The organism is Polaromonas glacialis (assembly GCF_000709345.1).
In the GTDB taxonomy this organism is placed as follows: domain Bacteria; phylum Pseudomonadota; class Gammaproteobacteria; order Burkholderiales; family Burkholderiaceae_C; genus Polaromonas; species Polaromonas glacialis.
On the sequence record NZ_KL448326.1, the window covers coordinates 122,319 to 142,416 of the forward strand.

General features: G+C 57.4%; 17 protein-coding genes and 1 pseudogene. 11 read left to right on the forward strand and 7 right to left on the reverse strand.

What is annotated here, in order from left to right:
• Positions 1-244: 244 nt before the first annotated feature.
• Complete coding sequence (uraH, locus tag EC86_RS0123995) at positions 245-601, reverse strand: hydroxyisourate hydrolase (RefSeq protein ID WP_029527994.1); 357 nt, start codon at positions 599-601, stop codon at positions 245-247.
• 138 nt (positions 602-739) lie between these two features.
• Between uraH and EC86_RS0124000 the strand changes: the two genes are divergently transcribed.
• From EC86_RS0124000 to EC86_RS30205, 5 genes and pseudogenes are all read left to right on the forward strand, one after another.
• Complete coding sequence (locus tag EC86_RS0124000; protein ID WP_029527993.1) at positions 740-1,453, forward strand: GntR family transcriptional regulator; 714 nt, start codon at positions 740-742, stop codon at positions 1,451-1,453.
• A gap of 11 nt (positions 1,454-1,464) precedes the next feature.
• Positions 1,465-2,436, forward strand: coding sequence for an allantoinase PuuE (gene puuE / locus EC86_RS0124005; protein ID WP_029527992.1), 972 nt, complete (start codon positions 1,465-1,467; stop codon positions 2,434-2,436).
• The gene (gene uraD, locus EC86_RS0124010) at positions 2,433-4,205 is read left to right on the forward strand and encodes a 2-oxo-4-hydroxy-4-carboxy-5-ureidoimidazoline decarboxylase (protein WP_029528319.1); all 1,773 of its coding nucleotides are present in this window, start codon (positions 2,433-2,435) and stop codon (positions 4,203-4,205) included. Before puuE ends, uraD begins: the two co-directional genes overlap by 4 nt.
• Complete coding sequence (locus EC86_RS0124015; RefSeq protein WP_029528320.1) at positions 4,205-5,437, forward strand: M20 family metallopeptidase; 1,233 nt, start codon at positions 4,205-4,207, stop codon at positions 5,435-5,437. Before uraD ends, EC86_RS0124015 begins: the two co-directional genes overlap by 1 nt.
• A gap of 48 nt (positions 5,438-5,485) precedes the next feature.
• A pseudogene (locus EC86_RS30205) lies at positions 5,486-5,973 on the forward strand (DDE-type integrase/transposase/recombinase); the annotation flags it as partial.
• Positions 5,974-6,543: 570 nt separating this feature from the next.
• Here EC86_RS30205 and EC86_RS0124025 read toward each other — a convergent pair.
• Positions 6,544-7,839, reverse strand: coding sequence for a lipase family protein (locus EC86_RS0124025; RefSeq protein WP_156955494.1), 1,296 nt, complete (start codon positions 7,837-7,839; stop codon positions 6,544-6,546).
• 52 nt (positions 7,840-7,891) lie between these two features.
• A complete protein-coding gene (locus EC86_RS0124030; RefSeq protein ID WP_156955495.1) occupies positions 7,892-8,371 on the reverse strand; it encodes an LNS2 domain-containing protein in 480 nt (159 codons plus the stop codon).
• A gap of 530 nt (positions 8,372-8,901) precedes the next feature.
• Here EC86_RS0124030 and EC86_RS30710 point away from each other — a divergent pair.
• Together EC86_RS30710 and EC86_RS28220 are read left to right on the forward strand one after the other, a co-directional pair.
• The gene (locus EC86_RS30710; RefSeq protein WP_456299401.1) at positions 8,902-9,237 is read left to right on the forward strand and encodes a recombinase family protein; all 336 of its coding nucleotides are present in this window, start codon (positions 8,902-8,904) and stop codon (positions 9,235-9,237) included.
• Positions 9,234-9,425, forward strand: a complete 192-nt coding sequence (locus EC86_RS28220) for a hypothetical protein (RefSeq protein WP_084181734.1) — start codon at positions 9,234-9,236, stop codon at positions 9,423-9,425. The genes EC86_RS30710 and EC86_RS28220 overlap by 4 nt, the downstream gene beginning before the upstream one ends.
• Positions 9,426-9,577: 152 nt before the next feature.
• Here the strand turns inward: EC86_RS28220 and EC86_RS0124040 are convergent, their stop codons facing one another.
• The 3 genes from EC86_RS0124040 to EC86_RS29225 all read right to left on the reverse strand — a co-directional run bounded on the left by EC86_RS0124040 (position 9,578) and on the right by EC86_RS29225 (position 11,971).
• Positions 9,578-9,898, reverse strand: a complete 321-nt coding sequence (locus EC86_RS0124040) for an addiction module antidote protein (protein ID WP_029528324.1) — start codon at positions 9,896-9,898, stop codon at positions 9,578-9,580.
• Positions 9,899-9,901: 3 nt separating this feature from the next.
• A complete protein-coding gene (locus tag EC86_RS0124045) occupies positions 9,902-10,198 on the reverse strand; it encodes a type II toxin-antitoxin system RelE/ParE family toxin (RefSeq protein ID WP_029528325.1) in 297 nt (98 codons plus the stop codon).
• Positions 10,199-11,641: 1,443 nt separating this feature from the next.
• Positions 11,642-11,971 (reverse strand): hypothetical protein, encoded by a 330-nt coding sequence (locus EC86_RS29225; protein WP_156955496.1) that lies wholly within the window; start codon positions 11,969-11,971, stop codon positions 11,642-11,644.
• A gap of 1,292 nt (positions 11,972-13,263) precedes the next feature.
• On the opposite strand from EC86_RS29225, the gene EC86_RS28225 reads away from it, so the two are divergent.
• From EC86_RS28225 to trfA, 3 genes are all read left to right on the forward strand, one after another.
• Positions 13,264-13,962, forward strand: a complete 699-nt coding sequence (locus EC86_RS28225) for a ParA family protein (RefSeq protein WP_084181736.1) — start codon at positions 13,264-13,266, stop codon at positions 13,960-13,962.
• Complete coding sequence (locus EC86_RS0124055; RefSeq protein ID WP_084181737.1) at positions 13,959-14,963, forward strand: ParB/RepB/Spo0J family partition protein; 1,005 nt, start codon at positions 13,959-13,961, stop codon at positions 14,961-14,963. The genes EC86_RS28225 and EC86_RS0124055 overlap by 4 nt, the downstream gene beginning before the upstream one ends.
• Positions 14,964-15,949: 986 nt before the next feature.
• Positions 15,950-16,963: a plasmid replication initiator TrfA gene (gene trfA, locus EC86_RS0124060; RefSeq protein WP_029528327.1), complete on the forward strand. Its 1,014-nt coding sequence runs from the start codon at positions 15,950-15,952 to the stop codon at positions 16,961-16,963.
• Between the two features lie 97 nt (positions 16,964-17,060).
• On the opposite strand, the gene dinG is transcribed toward trfA, so the two are convergent.
• Entirely contained in the window at positions 17,061-19,310 is a 2,250-nt protein-coding gene (gene dinG / locus EC86_RS0124065) for an ATP-dependent DNA helicase DinG (protein WP_156955497.1), read from the reverse strand.
• 356 nt (positions 19,311-19,666) lie between these two features.
• Here dinG and tnpA point away from each other — a divergent pair, with 356 nt between their 5' ends.
• Positions 19,667-20,002, forward strand: a complete 336-nt coding sequence (gene tnpA, locus EC86_RS26680) for an IS66 family insertion sequence element accessory protein TnpA (protein ID WP_036774097.1) — start codon at positions 19,667-19,669, stop codon at positions 20,000-20,002.
• Positions 20,003-20,098 lie beyond the last annotated feature (96 nt).

A 20,098-nucleotide genomic window follows, 5' to 3' on the forward strand; every position in this document is an offset into this window, starting at 1 on the left:
CAATTCAAGGAATGCACAGCCGCCATGCGCTGCGCTTTCCCCTTACCACTGCGGGCTCTCTAAGGAGTGGACATCGCAACCGGGTGGACCTGCCTTGAGAGGGCCGGCCAGTCCGGGCTCCGCGGCGACGTGGAATTAATGTATACAGTTTTCAGGGCACGGATTCACAGGGTTTTCCCGGTATCGTGTAAAAAAATATTGCATCGTCGCATCGCAGACAAGACCCCGGTCAACCAGCCGGCGCTCAAGAGCCCCGGTAGGTCGCGTAGGTCCAGGGCGTCACCAGCAAGGGGACGTGGTAATGGCCCTGCGCGTCGGAGATGCCAAAATCAATAGGCACGACATCGACAAAGGCAGGCTCGGGCAGCACGACGCCACGGGCGCGAAAGTACGCCGCCACCTCGAACAGCAGGCGATAACGCCCGATCGCCATGGCGCCGGCGTCCAGCAACGGCCCGCCATCGTTGCGGCCATCGGCATTCAGGGTGAGGGTTTTGAGGGTCTCGAAGCTTGCGCCTGCAAGGCGCTGCAGCGTCACTTTCATGCCAGCAGCGGGGCAACCGTTCATGGTGTCGAGCACGTGGGTACTGAGATGGCCCATAAAAATTCTCCTTTTTAAAACACAACGAAACTGACACTACCTTCGAACATCGGGGTCTAGCAATGATAAAAACTTGTTTTACTGGAGTAAAGTGTATACACTTTGAAAATCACAATGAATACGCAATCACAAAAATCCATGAAACGTCTTAACCATCTTCAGGTTGTCGGCGCCAAGGAAGCGGCTGTGTCACCGGGCTCGACGCAACGCATCGTGGAGTCCATCACCGCTGCCATCGTTGAGCGCCGGCTGATGCCGGGCACCAAGCTCACCGAACAAAAAATCGCTGACATTTTTGATGTCTCGCGCACCATCGTGCGCCAGGCGCTGAATCAGCTCAGCCGCGAGCATCTGGTGGTTCTGGAGGCGGCACGAGGCGCGTCCGTCGCCATGCCCAGCATCGAGGAAGCCCGCCAGGTGTTTGAGGTTCGCGCCATGATCGAATCGGCGATGGTGCGCCAGCTCTGCGCACAAATCACCGATGTACAAATCGCGCAACTGCGCGCCCACCTGCGCAACGAGCAGGAAGCCGTCAAGCGCACCGATGTTTCGGGCCGCACGCGGTTGCTGGCCGACTTTCACGTGCTGCTCGCACGCCTGCTGGGCAATGAGGTGTTGGCCCAGTTGCTGGCCGACCTGCTCAGCCGCTCGTCGCTGATCTCGCTGATGTACCAGTCCGCCCATTCGGCGGTGCATTCCCAGGACGAGCACCTGCACATCGTGGATGCGCTCGAAAAACGCGATGCGCGTACGGCGGTTCGGCTGATGGAGCACCACATTACCAATGTCGAACGCAACCTGCGGCTCAACCCCAATTCCACAGACCTTGCCGATGCACTTCGGCCTCTTTGATTGACCTTTGCATGAATGTTGACACCCCCCTTCTTCGCGCTTACCCGCGCGACCTGGCCGGCTACGGCCGTAATCCGCCGCATGCCAACTGGCCGGGCCGCGCCCGCATTGCGGTGCAGTTCGTGCTGAATTACGAAGAAGGCGGCGAGAACTCGGTGCTGCACGGCGACGCTGGCAGCGAGCAGTTTTTGTCCGAAATGGCCAGCCCGCCGGCCTACCCCGAGCGCCACCTGAGCATGGAAGGCATCTACGAATACGGCGCGCGCGCCGGCGTGTGGCGCTTGCTGCGCGAGTTTGAAAAGCGTGGCTTGCCGCTGACGGTATTCGGCGTTGGAATGGCGCTGGAGCGTTGCCCCGAAGTAGCGGCGGCCTTTCAGGAACTCGGCCATGAAATCGCCTGCCACGGCTGGCGCTGGATCAATTACCAGGGGATTGACGAGGCGACCGAGCGCGAACATATGGCACAAGGCATGGCGGCCATAGCACGCCTGACCGGCCAGCGGCCGTTGGGCTGGTACACCGGCCGCGACAGCCCGAACACGCGCCGGCTGGTGGCCGATTACGGTGGTTTCGAGTACGACAGCGACTATTACGGGGACGACCTGCCCTTCTGGCTCCAGGTCGAGAAAACCGACGGCTCGCTAGCGCCGCAGCTCGTCGTTCCCTATACGCTGGACACCAACGACATGCGCTTTGCGCTGCCGCAGGGCTTTTCGCAGGGCGACGATTTCTTCACCTACCTGCGCGACAGCTTTGACGTGCTGTATGCCGAAGGCGACGAGCATCCGGCGATGCTGAGCATCGGCATGCACTGCCGCATCCTGGGCCGCCCGGGCCGGATGCGTGCACTGCAGCGCTTTCTGGACCACATTGAAAAGCACGACCGCGTCTGGGTCGCCCGGCGTATCGACATAGCGCGCCACTGGAAAGCGGCGCATCCCTTCAACCCTGAGAACGCCTTTGTCTGGCCCGCCTGCAAATGATTACCCTCGAACAACTCAACACGGCCTCGCAGGCCGAATTCGTCCAGCTCCTGGACGGCACCTACGAACATTCGCCGTGGATCGCGGCGCAGGCCTGGGCCCGGCGGCCCTTCACCAGCCTGGCCCAGCTCAAGCTGGCGCTGGCCGAAGGCGTGCGCAGCTCCGACCGGGCCGCGCAGCTGGCCCTGATCCGCGCCCACCCGGAACTCGCCGGCAAGGCCATGGTCAGCCAGACCCTGACCGCCGAATCGACGAACGAGCAGGGCAAGGCCGGCCTGACCGACTGTACGCACGAAGAATTCGCGCGCATCCAGCAGCTCAATGCCGACTACAGCGCCCGCTTCGGCTTTCCGTTTACCTTGGCAGTGCGCGGCCCGCGCGGCCAGGGCCTGCCCAAGGCCGAGATCATCGCCACCTTTGCGCGCCGGCTGAACAACCATCCCGACTTTGAACTGGCCGAGTGCCTGCGCAACATTCACCGTATTGCCGAACTCCGCCTGAACGACAAGTTCGGCCACTCGCCCGACCTGGGCAACTTAGTCTGGGACTGGGCCGAGCGCCTGAGCACCAACACCGACCCCGGCTACGCCGAACGCGGCGAACTCACCGTGACCTACCTGACCGACGCGCACCGCGCCTGCGCCCAGCGACTGTCGCACTGGATGCGAGAGGAATGCGGCTTCGATGAAGTGTCGATTGATGCGGTCGGCAACGTGGTCGGCATCTACCACGGCAGCGATCCGCAGGCCACGCGCCTGCTGACCGGCTCGCACTACGACACGGTGCGCAACGGCGGCAAGTACGACGGCCGCCTGGGCATCTTCGTGCCGATGGCCTGCGTGCGCGAGTTGCACCGCCAGGGCTGGCGCCTGCCGTTCGGCTTCGAGGTCGTCGGCTTTGCCGAAGAGGAAGGCCAGCGCTACAAGGCGACCTTCCTGGGCTCGGGCGCGCTCACCGGCCATTTCGACGCGGCCTGGCTAGACCAGCAGGACACCGACGGCATTACGATGCGCGAGGCCATCAACCATGCCGGGCTGTGCATTGACGACATCCCTAAGCTGCAGCGCGACCCTGCCCGTTACCTCGGTTTTGTCGAGGTGCATATCGAGCAAGGCCCGGTCCTCAACGAGGTTGATCTGCCGCTGGGCATCGTGACCTCCATCAACGGCAGCGTGCGTTTCGTGGGTGAAATCATCGGCATGGCCAGCCACGCCGGCACTACGCCCATGGACCGCCGCCGCGATGCCGCAACGGCTGCTGCGGAACTGGCCTTGTATGTCGAGAAGCGCGGCAGCAGTGTGCCCCACCTGGTTTCTACCGTTGGCATGCTCGAAGTGCCCAACGGTTCGATCAACGTGGTGCCAGGGCGCTGCACCTTCAGCCTGGATATCCGTGCCACCACGAACGAAGTGCGCGACGCCTGCGCCGCCGACACGCGCAGCGCGTTACAAGCCATCTGCGAGCGGCGCGGCGTGCACTACAAGCTGGAAGAAACCATGCGCGCCGCCGCCGCGCCCAGCGCGCCCAAATGGCAGCAGCGCTGGGAACGCGCGGTCGAGACGCTGGGCCTGCCGGTGTTCCGCATGCCCAGCGGCGCCGGCCATGACGCGATGAAACTGCATGAAATCATGCCCCAGGCGATGCTGTTCGTTCGCGGGCTGAACGCCGGCATCAGCCACAACCCACTTGAATCAATAACTAGCGACGACGCCGACCTGTGCGTGCGCGCCTTCCAGAACCTCCTTAACCAACTTGCTGCGGAACAATAATGACCAATACCATCCACAACACGGCGCTTGACGCCTGGATTGACGCTCACTTTGACGAAGAAGTCAAGTTCCTGCAGGCGCTGGTGCGCGTGCCCACCGACACGCCGCCCGGCAACAATTCGCCGCATGCCGAGCGCACCGCAGAGCTGCTGGCCTACTTTGGCTTCGAGGCTGAAAAGCATCAGGTCCCGGCCCAAGAAGTCAAGGACTACGGCATGGAATCCATCACCAACCTGATCGTTCGCCGCCAGTACGGCGACGGTCGCATTATCGCTTTGAACGCACACGGCGACGTGGTACCCCCCGGCGATGGCTGGACGCACGACCCGTACGGCGCCGAGATCGTCGATGGCAAGCTCTACGGCCGCGCCTCGGCCGTGAGCAAGAGCGACTTCGCCACCTACACCTTCGCCGTCCGTGCGCTCGAAGCCCTGGGCCTGCCGCTCAAGGGCGGCATCGAGCTGCTGTTCACCTACGACGAGGAATTCGGCGGCGAACTCGGCCCCGGCTGGCTGCTGAAAAACAAGCTCAGCCGGCCTGACCTGCTGATCGCCGCCGGCTTCAGCTACCAGGTCATCACCGCGCACAACGGCTGCCTGCAGATGGAAGTCACGGTCCACGGCAAGATGGCGCATGCGGCCATCCCTGACACCGGCATCGACGCGCTGCAGGGCGCCAACGCCATCCTCACGGCGCTGTACCGGCAGAACCCGCTTTACCAGTCCATCACCTCGCAGATCGAGGGCATCACGCACCCTTACCTCAACGTCGGCCGCATCGAAGGCGGGACCAACACCAATGTCGTGCCCGGCAAGGTGATGTTCAAGCTGGACCGCCGCATGATTCCCGAGGAAAACCCGGTGGAGGTCGAGGCCGAGGTGCGCCGCGTGATTCTGGATGCCGCCGCGGCCATTCCCGGCATCACGGTCGAGATCAAGCGCCTGCTGATGGCCAACGCGTGGAAACCCGACAACCGCAATGCGGCGCTGGTGCAGGCGTTGCAAAAGCATGGTGAAGAAGTGTTTGGCGAACCCATTCCCACCTCGGGCACGCCGCTGTACACCGACGTTCGGCTGTTTAGCGCCGCTGGCGTGCCGGCTGCCATGTACGGCGCCGGGCCGCGCACGGTGTTTGAAAGCAACGCCAAGCGCGCCGACGAGCACCTGGTCCTAGAAGACCTGCGCCGTGCTACCAAGGTGGTCGCACGGACCTTGCTTGATTTGCTACATTGAACTCGACCGGAATTGCAAACGGCTCTGTCGCGATAAGCCATGGTTGACAACCATTCCAGCCTGCACCGTTGGTGCTCTCAAAATTCTGCCCGTTTTGGCTCTTGTCTTTCGCAGAAGCAAGCGTCCTGTTGGTGTGAGTTGACATATGGACAAGATTTTCATTAAAGGTCGCTAGCTAGTTGAAATACTTGTACCGTGCAGTCGACAAGGCAGACCACACCGTGGATCCCTTCTTATTGCGAAGCGAGCTTTGGCTGCTGCCAGGCGCTACTTGGAGCGCGCCATCAACCTACATGGACTAGTCAGAGAAAATCACCATTGACAAAAGCGGTGCCAACACGGCTTCCATTTGCAGCATCAATGCTGACGCCTGTCTTGATATTGAGCTGCGTCAGTCCAAGTACCTGAATAACCTCGTGGAGAAGAACCACCGGGCTGTGAAACGCATCACAGATCCGACGTTGGGCTTTAAGTCGTTTTTGAGCGCCCAAAAACTTATCGCCGAAATTGAGACCATGCACATAGTGAAGAAGGGGTAGTTGCACTGCCCCGTTGGTGAACCCACGTCTGCAGCAGTGCATTTATTAAGTGACGTTACGCAGACGTTTGTTTTTCAGCGTTAGAAGTGGGAAAGCCACACCATTTTTTGCTCTACACGTGGAGCAAACAACCTTTTTATTGCACGTTCCACCCCGTTTGTGTGGGAGAGATTTTTGCTCTGCGTAACATCACTTAAGTGATTGATAACAAGCCACGCTACCCTCCGACAAGTAAAGGGTCTTTTGTACTCTTCTTGCAAAACCAACACAATCGCTTGACATGGTTTTCCCCTAGTCGTGGTCGTGAAAACCACCTTGTTGAGCTTTCTCCAAGGCTAAGTTTTCCTGCACTTGATGAGTGCCGGTCCATGGCATTGCGGTTGGCGCTGACGACTGGCGTTATGTTGATTGAAAGCCTCGAAAGATCAATCCGTTGACCCGGCTAGCGGGCGTCATCAAGGAAAATGTGCTCTCGATAAAGATAGCCGTTATCAATGGTTGAAAAGTAGGTCAACGCATGACTTCGGACATCAAGCTGTCAGCGTGCCCGCCGCGCGCGGGCGGGCATCACCGGCCCGGTGGCGCGGTGCACAGCGCGTTCACATTCACTTGGTCACCCACCAACTTTGTGACGAAGTCCCAGAGTGCTGGGTCATAAATGCCGCTGTGGTTATCGACGACCTGCGGCGAAGCCCGCATGGTCCACAGCGGGAAGTGGTTGCGCGGCTCCGGTGCCTGAGGCGAGAGTGCGGGCGCCGCACCAGCGACCACGGGTGGATTGAGCGCCATGTGGCACTCCACGAGCCCATCGCCCGACCGTGACAGGTCATGGGTGACGTACCGCGGCATGTGTCCCATCGTGTGCGTGTTTGCGCGTTTCTCCAGTCGCAACGAGCGTTCGAAGGCCGGGCACTCGCCGGTCACGGTGAAGCCGCCCGGGCATTGGTCCTCGTCGGTCCAGCCTTCGTGGTCGAACAGCGAGTTAACCACGCGACCGACGGGGAAGGCCGTGCCAGTCGCGCTGTCGTTGGTGGCGGTGATGGAGATGAACAAGGGCCGGTCAGCGCCGACGCGCGGTGCGCTCATCGCGACCTGGAACAGGGGCTCGAAGCGGGATGCCTCGAACGCCGGGTTGATCACCAGCGCCAAGTCCACCAGTCGACGAGGCAGCGCCCCGTCCTGGGCGCGCACCAATTCGTCCAGTAGCGATTCTGCGATCGCGTTGAACACGATCAGCCCACCGAAGCTGTGGCCTATCAGTACCACGCTCACGCTTTTGTCCACGCTGAGGACCCGAATCCGCGAGAAGAGCTCGCGGATTGATCCGCGTGCCACGTGCTCGGCAGTAGCCTTGCGGTCGTAGAAGGTGATGTTGTCGAGGCCGGCCACGTCAATCGAGTTTCCGCGCCAACCCACATAGAGGCCCAAGGTGCGCACGTCAGGCCCCGCGCGTTTTGCGAAAGGCGGGAGGATGGCGCTGCGGAAGTTGCGCACGTTATCGTCGTCGAAACCGGCGTTGTGCTTCCAGCCGTGCACGAACACCACCAGTTGCACCGGCCGCGGGTCGCCGGCCCGAGGCAGCGCCTGCGCAATCGCTCGGCTCATCTGCTCCCGTGACTGCAGCCATCCCTGATCGGTGAACTCGACATAGACCACTTCGAATCCTGGGGTGTCACCGGCGGCCGGAACCTTCTCGAGCTGGGCATTGCGGCACGTCTCAGGGGTTTGGGACGGCGCCGCAGCGGACACGATGCACTCCGCCTCAAGGTTCAAGCGGTACGGCGCAAAGCCGCTGCATCCCGCCAGCAGGACCATCGCCGCGAATGCTAGACCCGCACGACCGATGTTTCTGGTGTCCCTCATGCCGCTCTCCCCGTGGTCTGGGTTACCCGTCCATTGATCCTAGCCCCATCCCTTAGGCTCGGCAAGCGGGCGCCAACATACGTTCGATCTCAGGGAGATGCTCGGTCCACCCGCCAAGACATAGGATGTAGACGCCTGGCTGGCAGTTCGGATCACTCCGGCGCCGGATCGCATAGACCTGTTCGGGGCGAAACCCGGCTTCGGCATAGGCCTGGAAGTCGGTGCTGGAGTCCCCATAGGCGAAGGCCAGTCGCCACCCACGCCGCACATAGACGCGCAACACGTCTGCCTTGAACCGATCAACCTGCGTACGGTCGCCGGCGGACTGCGCCACATGCAACGGCCCGTCGGGAAATTCGTGGCGTCGCAACCAGTCGGGCAAGCCTTGCTGCAGCAGCGGAACCCGCGCGCTCAGGTACACGATTGTGTAGCCCTTGCGTACGTAGGTTGCCAGCGCTTGCGCGGCGCCCTCGCGTGCTTCGAGGAAGGCACTGTCGCGTGGCGTCAGCGTGCCGTCGATGTCGACGGCCACCAACCCCTGTCGGGGATACTCGGGCGCGGGCACCGCGTAGGGGGGCAATGTCGTGCACGCTGCCAGCAGGCAGGAGCAGACTGACACTCGAAACGGACGCATGGAACCGCATTTTGCGCCCGCGGCTCGACGCGATCAACAAAGACCGGCCGCATCCCCTGCATCCTCGGGATGAATTGAAGGATGTGTCATTTTCAGAAGACGACTGCACCATCTCGCTGGGCAAAACCCGCCATGTGCTGGGGACTTCTGATAGCCCGTTGATCAGGAGTGCCCTGCACCATTTCACTTTTTGCGCAGAATTCCTCTGCGCGATACGTGTCCATACCCAAACGCGAGGCCACAGCGATGTTGGCCGAGCTTGAGATTCCCATCGAATTCTTGTCACATTAGCGCGGCTTCAAACCCTTTGAGGGCTTTACTTTAAATAACGGCTTAAGTGACAAATTTTGACGCTTGAGCGATATCGCTGCACACTGTCACATAATCGAACGTATAAGTGACAAGGAAAACCTATGCTGATCGGCTACATGCGGGTATCGATAGCCGACGGATCACAGGCGCTCGACCTGCAACTCGATGCCTTGGTGGCTGCCGCAGTCGCATCCTCCCATATCTACGCAGACAGGGCCTCGGGGCGAAAGGATGACCGCCCCGGTCTGCGCTGGGATACTTCGTACTCAGCCCCAATTTGCGCGACTTGTCGGGCAGCATTTAGCGCCTCATCGATTCCACAGATGGCTTCCTTGCGGCGTTGGGCCAACGCCCACTGGGAATCCGTGGCAGCGCAAATGTTGGACTCGCTGGAGGCCTTCAGGCGAACTGCCGCAGGTGGCGCACTCAGGTCCGCGGCGCAAACTGCATGAATTCGTCCACTGGCAAGATCACGGACCGTGACGGATCCGGCAGGCTCGAAGCTGATGATGGCCACAAGGCGGTCGCCGGCAACGGCCAGGGCATTGGCTACCACCTGAAAACGTCCCATCGCCATGTCCTTGCAGGTATCTGTGTGGTCTATTTGGTGCCAATTGAAAGTTCAAAAGTGACACATTGAAGGTGAACCGACAAGTGGCATCGCCACGCGCAAACCTGACTTTTGCGCACTGATTGCGCAAATCGAGCACGTGAGCCCACCGTGTGGGTAAAAGCAGCGGTGTTCATCGCAGGGGTTTCGACATCGCCGCTGTCCCCCAAGCCTTTGAAGTTTCAGGCGTGCTTGGGCCGCGCGTCAATATGCAGCCGCAAGCCCAGCGCATGCAGCACTTTCAAGGCTGTGGACAAAGTCGGGTTCCCTTGCTCGCCCAGGGCCTTGTAGAGCCCTTCGCGGGTAATGCCCGTGTCGCGGGCGAGCTGCATCATGCCGTGAGCGCGGGCGATGTCGCCCAGCGCTTTGGCGAACAGGGCGGCATCGTCAGGCGCCTGCTCGATGCAGGCCTGCAAGTACATGGCGCAGTCTTCATCGGACTGCAGGTAGTCGGCGGCATCGAAGGGCTGGATGCCCAGTTTTTCAGCGGCTGTGGGATTCATCGTTCATTCCTTCAAAAGTTGGACCATGCCCTGGGCCTTGGCGATGTCCCTGGCTTGAGTGGACTTGTCGCCGCCGCCTAGGGCGACGACGACCGTGGCGCCCTCTTTCCAGCAATAGACGCGGTAGCCAGGCCCGGAGTCGATGCGAAGCTCCGTCACTTCCTGGCCGACGGGCTTGCAGTCGCCCCAGTGTCCAAGCGACAGGCGGGCCAGGCGCGCCAAAACCTGCTTTTGGCCGACCTTGTCACGAAGCGAGCCGATCCAAGCATCAAATTCAGAGGTGCGCAGGATTTGAAGCATTTGCGAATTGTGAACCATGGTTCACAAAAATACAAGCAACGGCGTTCATTCACATAAAACTGTTCCCAGCGCAGTGGGCATTGGCCGTTGATTTGCTTGCATTTCCAAAAAGCCAGTACCAAAATTGTGTGAAGTTCTTTCACACAATAACGTTCCCCGCATGGAGTTTCACTTAAAACCGTTCTCGAACTGAACGAAATTAGCCAGGGATGAGCGCATCCTTGCTGGTCAGCAGAGCGTTGGTAAACGCAGGTACAGTTTTATGTGAAATCTGGGTACGGTTTTATGTGAATCGTTCATTTTCATAAATCCGTACCCGGCTTGGTGCACGCAAGGCATTGATTTCCTTGTAATCCGAAAATTACTGGCTCAAAATCATGAAAAGATATTTTTCAGCATAACGTACCGCGCATGGAATTTTTCAAGAAAACGTACCTGAGCTGAACGAAATCATGGTTGAATGAAGGCCTTCTGACAGGTAGCAACCCTCGTTATCTACGCAGGTACAGATTTATGAAAAATCTAGGTACGGATTTATGAAAATGCACGTTTGTGGGTACTTTTAGCAGCCCACTGCCCTAAGATAACATTGATTATCTCAGGGTAAAATCCGGCCGTCAAAACAGGACCGAGCCAGCACCTCATGAAAAACTTCAGTTCTGACAAGCACTTGCGTTCGCCGCAGCTGGCAGGCCCGGTGGCGGCCACCGGGCCTGCCGGGCACCCGGCCTGGGCAGGCCACGTCGGGTCCGACCGGTTTGCAGCCCCGTCAGCGGTTTTTTCCACCCCGCCCTGCCTACTCCCCTGGCACGCCTGCGTTCGGCCCGCCCAAGGCGTTCTGGCGATTCGAAAAACAGTCCCCGCGCTCGCTGCCGCCCACCTCGTAGACCGGCAAGCTATAGACCCCTTCTGCCCGCGCCCGTGTTCTCGTTTTGTACACTGGCCCAGGGCCCGCACCTGTTTGTGTACTGTGGCCCAAGATTTAGACAAATGCGAATGCGCTCGCGTTTCTGTGGAATGAAGTGCGTTCATGAGTCCGTCACGTCGTACCATGAAGGTATTAACGGCGCGCTCACCGTAGCAAGGCGCCGGAACATGCGGGGCACGCTTGCCCGTGTGGACGGGTTTCACAAAGCAAAGCGCTTGAACCCTGGTAACATTTTGTATCCTGAAAAACCGCGTACGACGAGCGCCAACTCGCGCTTATTCGCCTCTTCGATAACTTCGCCGACCTCGCCAGTGAAACCCCGCAGCCATTGGACCTGGTCACAGGCTGGTTCGATGACGTGCTAGCAGCCAAGCTCCTCTCCTCCTTTCGCCACCGATTCGTGTCACAACGTTCTTAACGCCATAGCATTGAGCAAAGCGGCCATGCGAGAAGTGCTGCATTTCACTTGACGTCTAGGCGCCCTCGCCTTCCCGGTCGCGTATGCGTTTCATAATTTATTGGTCAAGGATGTTGAGCTTGTGCTTGACCGAGCTGCTGACCGCTACCTTGAGAAACCGGTCCGGCACTGGCACCAGACGTGTGGGTTCAAAAGCCATACCCGAGGCTGGCGCACCGCCTCTTGCTGTGGCTGCAGTACGAGCGCGGTGAAACAGACAGCTGCGCTCGCGCAGCTGCCGGTCGCCGGATGCCGCATGTTCATGGCGTTCTTGTAGCACATCTTTCCGCATTGAATCTGGCGCGCGCGCTGTTCCGGGCACGCCGGGCTGGGCGCAGTTTCGCAGCACCCTGTCGTAAGGGAGCTGCCGCAAGGCGGTCACGATCATTGCCTCGATGTTCCCTTGGCCCAGGGCACTTGTGGTCAATTTGTGAAGGCAGTGCTGTGGATTTTGCGCGCTTGCGCGCTAGTAGCATTTCTTGCCGAACAGGCTTTGGCACTGGAATAGTGTGTTCAAGTTGTTTGATACTGGTTTGATATCTGGGAAACATGTTGGCCCATGTATCAGCCAATGCTGACCTGAAGAATGTTTGCATCGACAGTACCGTGGTGCGGATTCACGCCTGTGCCGCTGGCGCGGTCGTGGCAGAGGCGTTGGGACGCGCTCACGGTGGTTTTGGTTGCAAGATTTACGCACTGACCGATACACTGGGCTTGGCCTGCGTTTCAATTTGGCGGGATGTCAATCGGTGGATATTACGAAAGCGATTTCCTTGATGAAGAACATGAGCATCACAGGCGCGCTGCTGGCCGACAAAAGTTATGATGCCAATTCCCTGCTTGACTGGCTCATATAGCTTGGTATCGCAGCGGTAATACCGCCCAAGGCCAATCGCAATGAGCAAAGAAGCTGTGACTGGCTATGGATATCAATATTGTAGAGAGTGTTCTGCGCAGAACATTCTCTAGCAAAAGCATTTGTCAAGTTCGTCGAATCATTTTTAATGGGGCTCGTTTGTTAATTGACATGGGGAACAGTAGTTCGACCGAACGCAGCCCGACCGCCTCGACAAACAGCCGGGTAAAGCGCATGTGCGTCCGCGAAGGTGCAGGCGCCTAGACGTCGATGAAGCGCAGCGCTTTTAGCATCGCCGCTTCGCTCAGCGCCTTTTGGTGTCCAGCATCCTTTCGTTGCGGCCGTCTGCCGTGGCCTATTTCACCAGCAACCAAGGGTTGGCTGGAAGGTACTTCACGGCTCTCGCATCCAATTCGAATGATGGGGTTTCTTCAAGCCCACAACCAGTTTCCATCCACTCCTCATCACGCAACTTGCTCTTATCTATGCCATCCAAAAAGGTCGAAATTCTACTTTTCACTTACGTCAACAGCCTAGTTAAAACCTAGATATCAGCATGGAGAACCATCTGGATACTGTCCTCAAGCAGATCATCTGCTGAAAGGTGCAACTGTGCGCTAAAGCAAAAATCAGCCTCTACCAACAACGTTCTCTAAGCATGATGTTCCGCGCAGAACACTAGATAACATATTTTTATAAAAAAATTCCGAATTCTTAAAAAGAACAATAGAATATTAAGAATGAATAGTTCACTATTTGCAATATTAGTGAACTTCTTATATTTATGAGACTATGTTCTGCGCAGAACATTCAAGGAGAAAATTGTGAGTGAAACAGCGATTGCAGCTAAGGTGATTTGTGTTTTCAATGAGAAAGGTGGCAGCGGCAAAACCACAACTTCTTGCCAACTTGCTGGGACGCTTGGGCTTCGAGGATTTCGTGTGCTTCTGGCTGATCTAGACCCACAAGAGACGGCTTCGCAATGGCTTACTGAAAACGGTGGCGATGGATTGAAAGCACAAGTTTGGTCTGGACATCGATATGGAGAGCGTGTAATACAGCAAATCAAGGAATTCAGCAATAAATACGACGTAATCATTGCAGATTGCGCTCCGTCGGTTGAAAACAAATCCACCTGGGGCATGCTTCTTGTATCTGACCTTGCGCTCATACCAACGCGACTAAGTCCGCTCGATATGGCTGCGTTGCCAAACGCAAAACGCCTAGCGCGAAGAGCTAGGGAAGAAATGGGCCTTAATTACCCTGTACGGGTTGTCGCCAATGCAACCCGGATGCACATGAACGATGACAAAGCTTTGATGAACGTTCTTAAGAAAGATAAAGAGTTTCCCGTTATGCCATGCGTGATGGGTGATCGTAAAGCTTATTCGCGATCAATGGTTATGGGTTCATCTGCCCATGCTGTTTCAAACGGTGAAGATGCAGTAAAAGAAATTGAATCGTTAGCAGACGAAACACTCAAGTTGCTTGGTTTAAGCAAAACAATCAAGGTTCGCAAATGACCAAACGAAAATTTGACATGTCAGCCCGTGCAGTTGGGTTTATGGAGAGCGCAGACAAGAGCAGTGATACTCGCTGGGCAAAGGCAGAGCAAATCGTCAGTGCGAAACCCTCTGGATTACCTCCTAGCGCAGTCCCCGTTTTAGAAAAGGGAAATGGTCTTTCATCAACCGTTGAAATGCTTGCGCTTGATGTGTTGAGCGTAGAAATTACCAAGGTGCGTGACAACCCCAGAAACGCACGCAAGCTGTACGACCCTGCAGTCGTTACCCAGCGTGCAACTTCTATACGGCTTGATGGGCAAATGACTCCGGCACCGGCTTGTCTCGATTGGGAAAATCCTGGTTCTTATATCCTAATTGGTGGTCATTATCGTAAAAAAGCATTGCTGCAAAATGGAGCAACACACATACAAATCAAGTTGTTGCCAGCAAAAAACAACTTCGATCTCTACCGTCTAAGCTATGCAGAAAACGATGAAAGGCAAAGCGGCACGCCCTTAGACGATGCTTTGTCATGGCAGGAATTGCAAGCTGCAGGGGAGGTGGGAACGCAAGACGAAATAGCAGCTCTTGTTGGAAAACCTAGAACCACTATTAACAAAACGCTGGCTCTACTCAACTTGTCCCCTGGCATCTTGTCAGTGCTGAAAGAAACTCCTGACAAATTTACGCTGACTGCTGGCTACGAGCTTAGTCTAATGACGTCTGGTTTTTCGGAAACAGAGCTGATTACCATTGCACAAAAGGTAGCAGCGGGAGATTTTTCCACACGCGACTTGACTAGGCTACGGGAGGCTCGGAAAACAAAGACGCCCCGTAAGCAAAAAGAAATCAGTCGGCAACACAAGATTGTTATGAATGGCGCTCATCGGGGAACTATTAAAGATTGGGATTCGGGTAAGGTTGTGATGGAAGTGATGTTGACCGATCCGGCCGAGCGTGAGCGTCTAGTCAGTGAGCTAAGGGAGCGCTTTAACCTTTCAACCGATTCGCCTGAGTGAATCTGCATAACCGTCAAAACTTGTCCACGATCTCCTGATCAGCATGGTTGAGAAAACCAAATTGAGGAAGTGAAAGTTGGTGTTGCGCTTTCGTTCACAGTTCTTCAATAGTCATCAACGTCTCTCCAGCTAAACAATTACCTGCATACAGATACGAGAATTTTGATCTTTCTACTACCAAAACTATTAGCGGAGCAACACGACTTGGAAGGCTGATGTTCTCTACTCCAAAGGATACCTCTCACCAGAAAGGCTCAAAAAAATGAACTGGCACGTCAAAACGTGTTGGTTCGCTAGTAGCCTGTCGGCCAGCAGAGAGTGAGAAGTTTTTTGTTTTCCGACTTGAAGCATGACTTTCCATGCCTGCAAGAGCAAAAAACACCTATATCTAGCCCTAAAGTGTCCATCCTGAGGCGGACAGACCTACAACTGTTCATCTATACGTGTTGTTCCGCTAGTAGTCCATGTAAAAACGTGTTGCTCCGCTATGCTTTTTTGCATTTTTATGATGCTTCCCACACGATTGTTCAACTTCATGGTACCAATGCCAACAATAAAATATCGATCATTTCAGTCCAATCGTGTTGTTCCGCTAGTATCAGGGCAGTTGCATTTCGCATAAAAAAATAGCCAATTGAGCCTGTGAATAACTATTCACCACTACTAGCGGTATGACGTACCGCTAGTAGCGATGTGACGTATCGCTATTAGCGTAAAGATGTACCGCTAATAGCGGTACATCATCGAAAACCGGTCGTAAACCGCACAGTCAATGGGTTTGCGAAGAACCTAGTCTTCCGTAGTCTTTGCTTAATCTCTTCTAATCTTGAAACCTCTGTGGACAAAACAGCAGCATGATGAAATTTACAAAGCAATTTGTATCAATAAATCTGAACGCGGGATCGAGAGCGTGTTGTACCGCTAATAGTTACGCTTGACCTTTAACGCTACATCTCATGTAATCGGTGCAGATTAAAAAGTCCTACATGAGCACCAACCAAACATCTTTTGTAAAGCTCAACTTCGATAACATCGAGTTGCTTCTTGAGTCTAAAGACTCAATTGGAACTGTAGCCATGCTGTCTGAATCGGTTTTGAAAGCATCGGCCAAGCCTAAAGGCCCTGCACGCACACGCCAGCCAAATGCAGCTACTTCGATGGAAGTTCTCAAAAGGAAGACAACAGAAGCCTTGATGAGACAGCGTAGCGTCATCGATGCGAGGATGCTGCAAACTGTGTTGCCGATGTGGGATGACGATAACCGTGGAGTTCCAAACCCTTTGATCAGATCAGGCCTTTTCAGTGTTAGGAACACGGAAAAGCGCGAGTATTTGCCAAAACTGCACATTGCCTCCTTGTCAAATTACAATGTTTCTTATACAGGTCAAGATCTCCAACAGGATGATCTAACGGTTTGGATGTCGTTGATAAACTTAGCCCGAAATCAGCCTATGTCAGACTCAGTGTTATTCACTGGCTACCAGCTGATAAAGGATATGGGCTGGCGTATGCACTCCGATTCATACAGGCGCGCTAAACAGTCAATAGAACGTCTAAAAGTGACCGGGATAGAAATTAGCACTAACAATAGTGAATCGGCGTATAGCGGATCGTTAATTCGTGAATATGCATGGACTGCATCAGATGATAAAGGCAATGCTCGGTGGATGGTTCGATTCGAGCCTACAGTGTCGATGCTGTTCATGGAAGACACCACCACACTTTTGGAATGGGAGACTCGTAAAAGCATTGGAACTCGCGCAACTCTCGCGCTGTTTCTTCATTCGTTTTATTCTTCCCACAGAGATCCAATTCCGTTCAAGGTGGAAAAGCTTTATGAGTTATGCCGGTCAGGTGACTCTTTGAGCAGTTTCCGGCGAAATATCAAGAACGCACTCACCAAACTGGTCGATGTCGGTTTCTTGACCATGTTTGTCGTCAAAGATGACACGGTTCATGTGCAGAAAAAGCTAAGACCAAAGCTAATACGGGCGAAGTAATGCTTGAGATTAATTATTTCATCGTCTGAAAACGATACATCCATGAAGAATGGGTAGGTTGTCAACCAAGCCCTCTCAAAAAGTTTTAGCCAGTTGCTTACGGTTGTACCACCGGAAACGGCGGCAGCCCGGCCAGGATCGCCCGGCCGTAGCCCATGGTCCTCAAGCGGGTGTCGCACACGGTGATCACCGCCCAGTCCGTCTCCGTGCGCACGCCGCGCCCGGCCCATTGGGCCAGCTTCATGCTCGCCCGTGGCACCGACAATTCGGCAAACGGGTCGCGCCCCTGGCCATCGAGCCACTCGGCCAGAGCTTCCTCGACCGGCGAGCTCGGCGGCGTGAACGGCAGCTTGTCAATGACGACGTGCTCGCACAAGGAGCCGGGCAGGTCGATGCCTTCGCCAAAGGACTGCAGGCCGAAAATGATGGAGCGCGAGCCGGCTTTGACGCGCCGGCTGTGCTCCCTGAGCAGCTCGGTACGCGAACGCACGCCCTGGACCAGCACCTCGTCCCCCAAATCCTGGGGCAGGGCGGCATAGCAGGCCTGCATCTGCCGCCTGGAGGTGAACAGCACCAACTGGCCATGCTGATGCGCGCGCAGCAGGTCCGGCAGCTTGTCGCACAGCTCATCGGAAAACCCCGGGCTTTTGGGCGAATGCATCATGGGCGCGATGCGCAGCTCGCCCTGCACGGCGTAGTCAAAGGGCGACGCCACGACCAGGCAGCGGCGCCTGGGGAAACGGTTCATGCCGCTCAGGCGGTCAAAAAAATCAAAGCTGCCGCAGGCGGTCAAGGTGGCCGAGGTGCAGACGGCGGCGCTGACCTGGCTCCACAGGTGCCTGGACAGCACCTGGGCCGCCGTCATCGGGCTGGCGCACAGCCAAGCGTCCGGCGCGATGCCGGCAGCGCCCTCGGCCCACTCGATCCATTTGGCCCACGGCACCCGGTCATGGGTGGCCCAGGCACTGAGCAGCTTGTCCAGGGTGTCCAGGCGCGCCAGATACACGCCGAGCTCGACGCCGGCGTGGCTTTGCGCCTCGCGCTGGGCAAGCGGTTTCGCGTCGTCGGGCTCCTTCAAGGCCGCCGCGATGCTAGCCACCTGCGAGCCGATGGCGCGAAGCAGATTCACCAACTGCCCGCACTCGGTAACCAATTCCTCGGGGATCCGGCCTTCGCTGAAACGGTGGACGGGCTGATCGGCGCTCACGAGGTGGGAGTCCTGCCAGTAGCGCTCGAGCATGGCCAGGCGGTCGGTGCAGCCCGTGACAAGCTGGCCAAAGGCGACCGCATCGGGCCGGGTCGAGGCCGGCAGAGCTTTGGCATGGCGCAGCGCCACCGTACGCAGGCCGGCAAGCAGACGGCTGCTGGCACCCAGGCGCGCGCGGTAGGAGAACTGCTCGGCCGCGATGGCCGGCAGGTGGTGCGCCTCGTCGAATACAAACAAGGTGTTGCCCGCATCGATCAGGCTGCTGTCGGTCTGCAGCGTGGCGAGCACCAAGGCGTGGTTGGCCACCTGTAAGGTAGCGCCAGCCGCCTGGCGCCTGGCCTTGAAAAAAGCGCAGTTGCGAAAGTGCTCGCACTGCCCGCCGTTGCAGGCGTGGGCATTGGCCTGGACTTCGCGCCAGTCCTGCGGGTCGGGCGGCTGCGCCAGGGAGTCGATGTCCCCATCCCAGGCGCCAGAGTTGAGTTTTTTTGCGCTGCCTTTGTACCAGCGCATGGCCGCTTGACGGTCGCGCGCTGCGCTTGGTGCCGAACGGCGGCTATCAGCAAAGAGGTCCTGGAGTTCGCCCGCAGATTCGCTGCCGGGCACCACGCCCTCGATCACGCCTTCCAGGCGGCTTTGGCAGACGTAGCGGGCCCGGCCCTTGAGGATGTTGAACGTCAGCTCGGGAATGATGCCCGCCAGGCGCGGCAGGTCCTTGTGGATGAGCTGCTCCTGCAGCGCCACGGTGGCGGTCGAGACCATCACGGTTTTCTTGAGCACCTCGGCCGCGACAATGGCCGCCAGGCAGTAAGCCACCGTCTTGCCCGTGCCGGTACCCGCTTCCAGTTGCGCCAAATGGTTGCCGCTGCGTTCTTGGTCTTCGGGCGCCTTGGCCGAGAGGAACGTCAGGATGCATGCCTGCATCATCTCGTACTGTCCCGGCCGGGCGATGAAGCCGGGCCAGTCAGCGGCGACTTCGCCGTAGAGCAGCTCCAGGCGGATGCGCGCAGCTTCCAGCTTCTCGGCATCAATCCCCTGCTCACATGCGTACGCGGGCACGACGGCAAGCCGCTGTGCAGGGCCAGCTTGCGAAGCAGCCGGCAGCGCTGGCGAAGCAGGGGTTGGCATTGCGAATGAGCTCATGGCCGTGATTATTGATGACGATCCCCAAATCACTCAGAGAACACTGAGATTGACCTGGCAGGTCTTTGCCGCCCAGGCCGGGTATGGATTTCATCGTGGCGAAATTGCGGGGCAGGGCACAGCACAAGCTGGATTTCCCATTTGCAAGGCTTTGGAGCTGACCCACGCTGATCCAAGCCAACCCAAGCCAGACAGCAGTCTTGCACGGTGCAAGGCATGCACAGTTTCACCGTTTAACCACCCAGGCAGTCTTCTGCACCCTCGGGGCGGGTAACCGGTAACTGAACGGCGTCCTTCCTTGCAAAGGTGTCGCCGGGAACAATGCCTTCATCGATTTACGATGAGGAGCAACAGCGATGCAAGCCACGGTCAACGAGGGCGTAAAGCGCCGTCACCGTTTAAACGAGCAAGCCTGGCTCGAAGCGTTCAAACGCTTTGAAGGCGCCGGATTGACGGTAGAGGCGTTCTGCCGCCGTGAGGGTCTGTGCCGCAGTAGCTTTGCCCGCTGGCGTTCGCGCTTGCTTGGTGGGGCTGGCGTGCCTCGCCAGCTCAAGCAGGACGCCCAAAGCCAGGCACCGATGGCTTTCGTCGATTTGGGTGTGATGGGCTCGGGTGCGCCCGCGCCCTGCCCGGCGCTGGAGTTGCGCCTGGACCTCGGCGCGGGTCTGACCCTCACCCTGGTTCGGCGCTGATGTTCTTCCCCGAAGGCCAGATTCGCGTCTTCCTTTTTGGTCAACCGGTGAGCATGAGGCTGTCCTTCGATGGCCTGTACGCACTGGCGCGGCACG

Bases quoted from the DNA above. Each gene is read 5' to 3' on its own strand.
- EC86_RS28220 (WP_084181734.1), top strand. From the start codon at position 9,234: ATGAATTCGTCCACTGGCAAGATCACGGACCGTGACGGATCCGGCAGG.
- dinG (WP_156955497.1), bottom strand. From the start codon at position 19,310: ATGAGCTCATTCGCAATGCCAACCCCTGCTTCGCCAGCGCTGCCGGCT.
- EC86_RS0124000 (WP_029527993.1), top strand. From the start codon at position 740: ATGAAACGTCTTAACCATCTTCAGGTTGTCGGCGCCAAGGAAGCGGCT.
- EC86_RS0124040 (WP_029528324.1), bottom strand. From the start codon at position 9,898: ATGAATCCCACAGCCGCTGAAAAACTGGGCATCCAGCCCTTCGATGCC.
- trfA (WP_029528327.1), top strand. From the start codon at position 15,950: ATGAGCACCAACCAAACATCTTTTGTAAAGCTCAACTTCGATAACATC.
- EC86_RS0124025 (WP_156955494.1), bottom strand. From the start codon at position 7,839: ATGAGGGACACCAGAAACATCGGTCGTGCGGGTCTAGCATTCGCGGCG.
- uraH (WP_029527994.1), bottom strand. From the start codon at position 601: ATGGGCCATCTCAGTACCCACGTGCTCGACACCATGAACGGTTGCCCC.
- EC86_RS30710 (WP_456299401.1), top strand. From the start codon at position 8,902: ATGCGGGTATCGATAGCCGACGGATCACAGGCGCTCGACCTGCAACTC.
- EC86_RS0124055 (WP_084181737.1), top strand. From the start codon at position 13,959: ATGACCAAACGAAAATTTGACATGTCAGCCCGTGCAGTTGGGTTTATG.
- tnpA (WP_036774097.1), top strand. From the start codon at position 19,667: ATGCAAGCCACGGTCAACGAGGGCGTAAAGCGCCGTCACCGTTTAAAC.
- EC86_RS29225 (WP_156955496.1), bottom strand. From the start codon at position 11,971: ATGATCGTGACCGCCTTGCGGCAGCTCCCTTACGACAGGGTGCTGCGA.
- uraD (WP_029528319.1), top strand. From the start codon at position 2,433: ATGATTACCCTCGAACAACTCAACACGGCCTCGCAGGCCGAATTCGTC.
- EC86_RS0124015 (WP_029528320.1), top strand. From the start codon at position 4,205: ATGACCAATACCATCCACAACACGGCGCTTGACGCCTGGATTGACGCT.
- EC86_RS0124045 (WP_029528325.1), bottom strand. From the start codon at position 10,198: ATGCTTCAAATCCTGCGCACCTCTGAATTTGATGCTTGGATCGGCTCG.
- puuE (WP_029527992.1), top strand. From the start codon at position 1,465: ATGAATGTTGACACCCCCCTTCTTCGCGCTTACCCGCGCGACCTGGCC.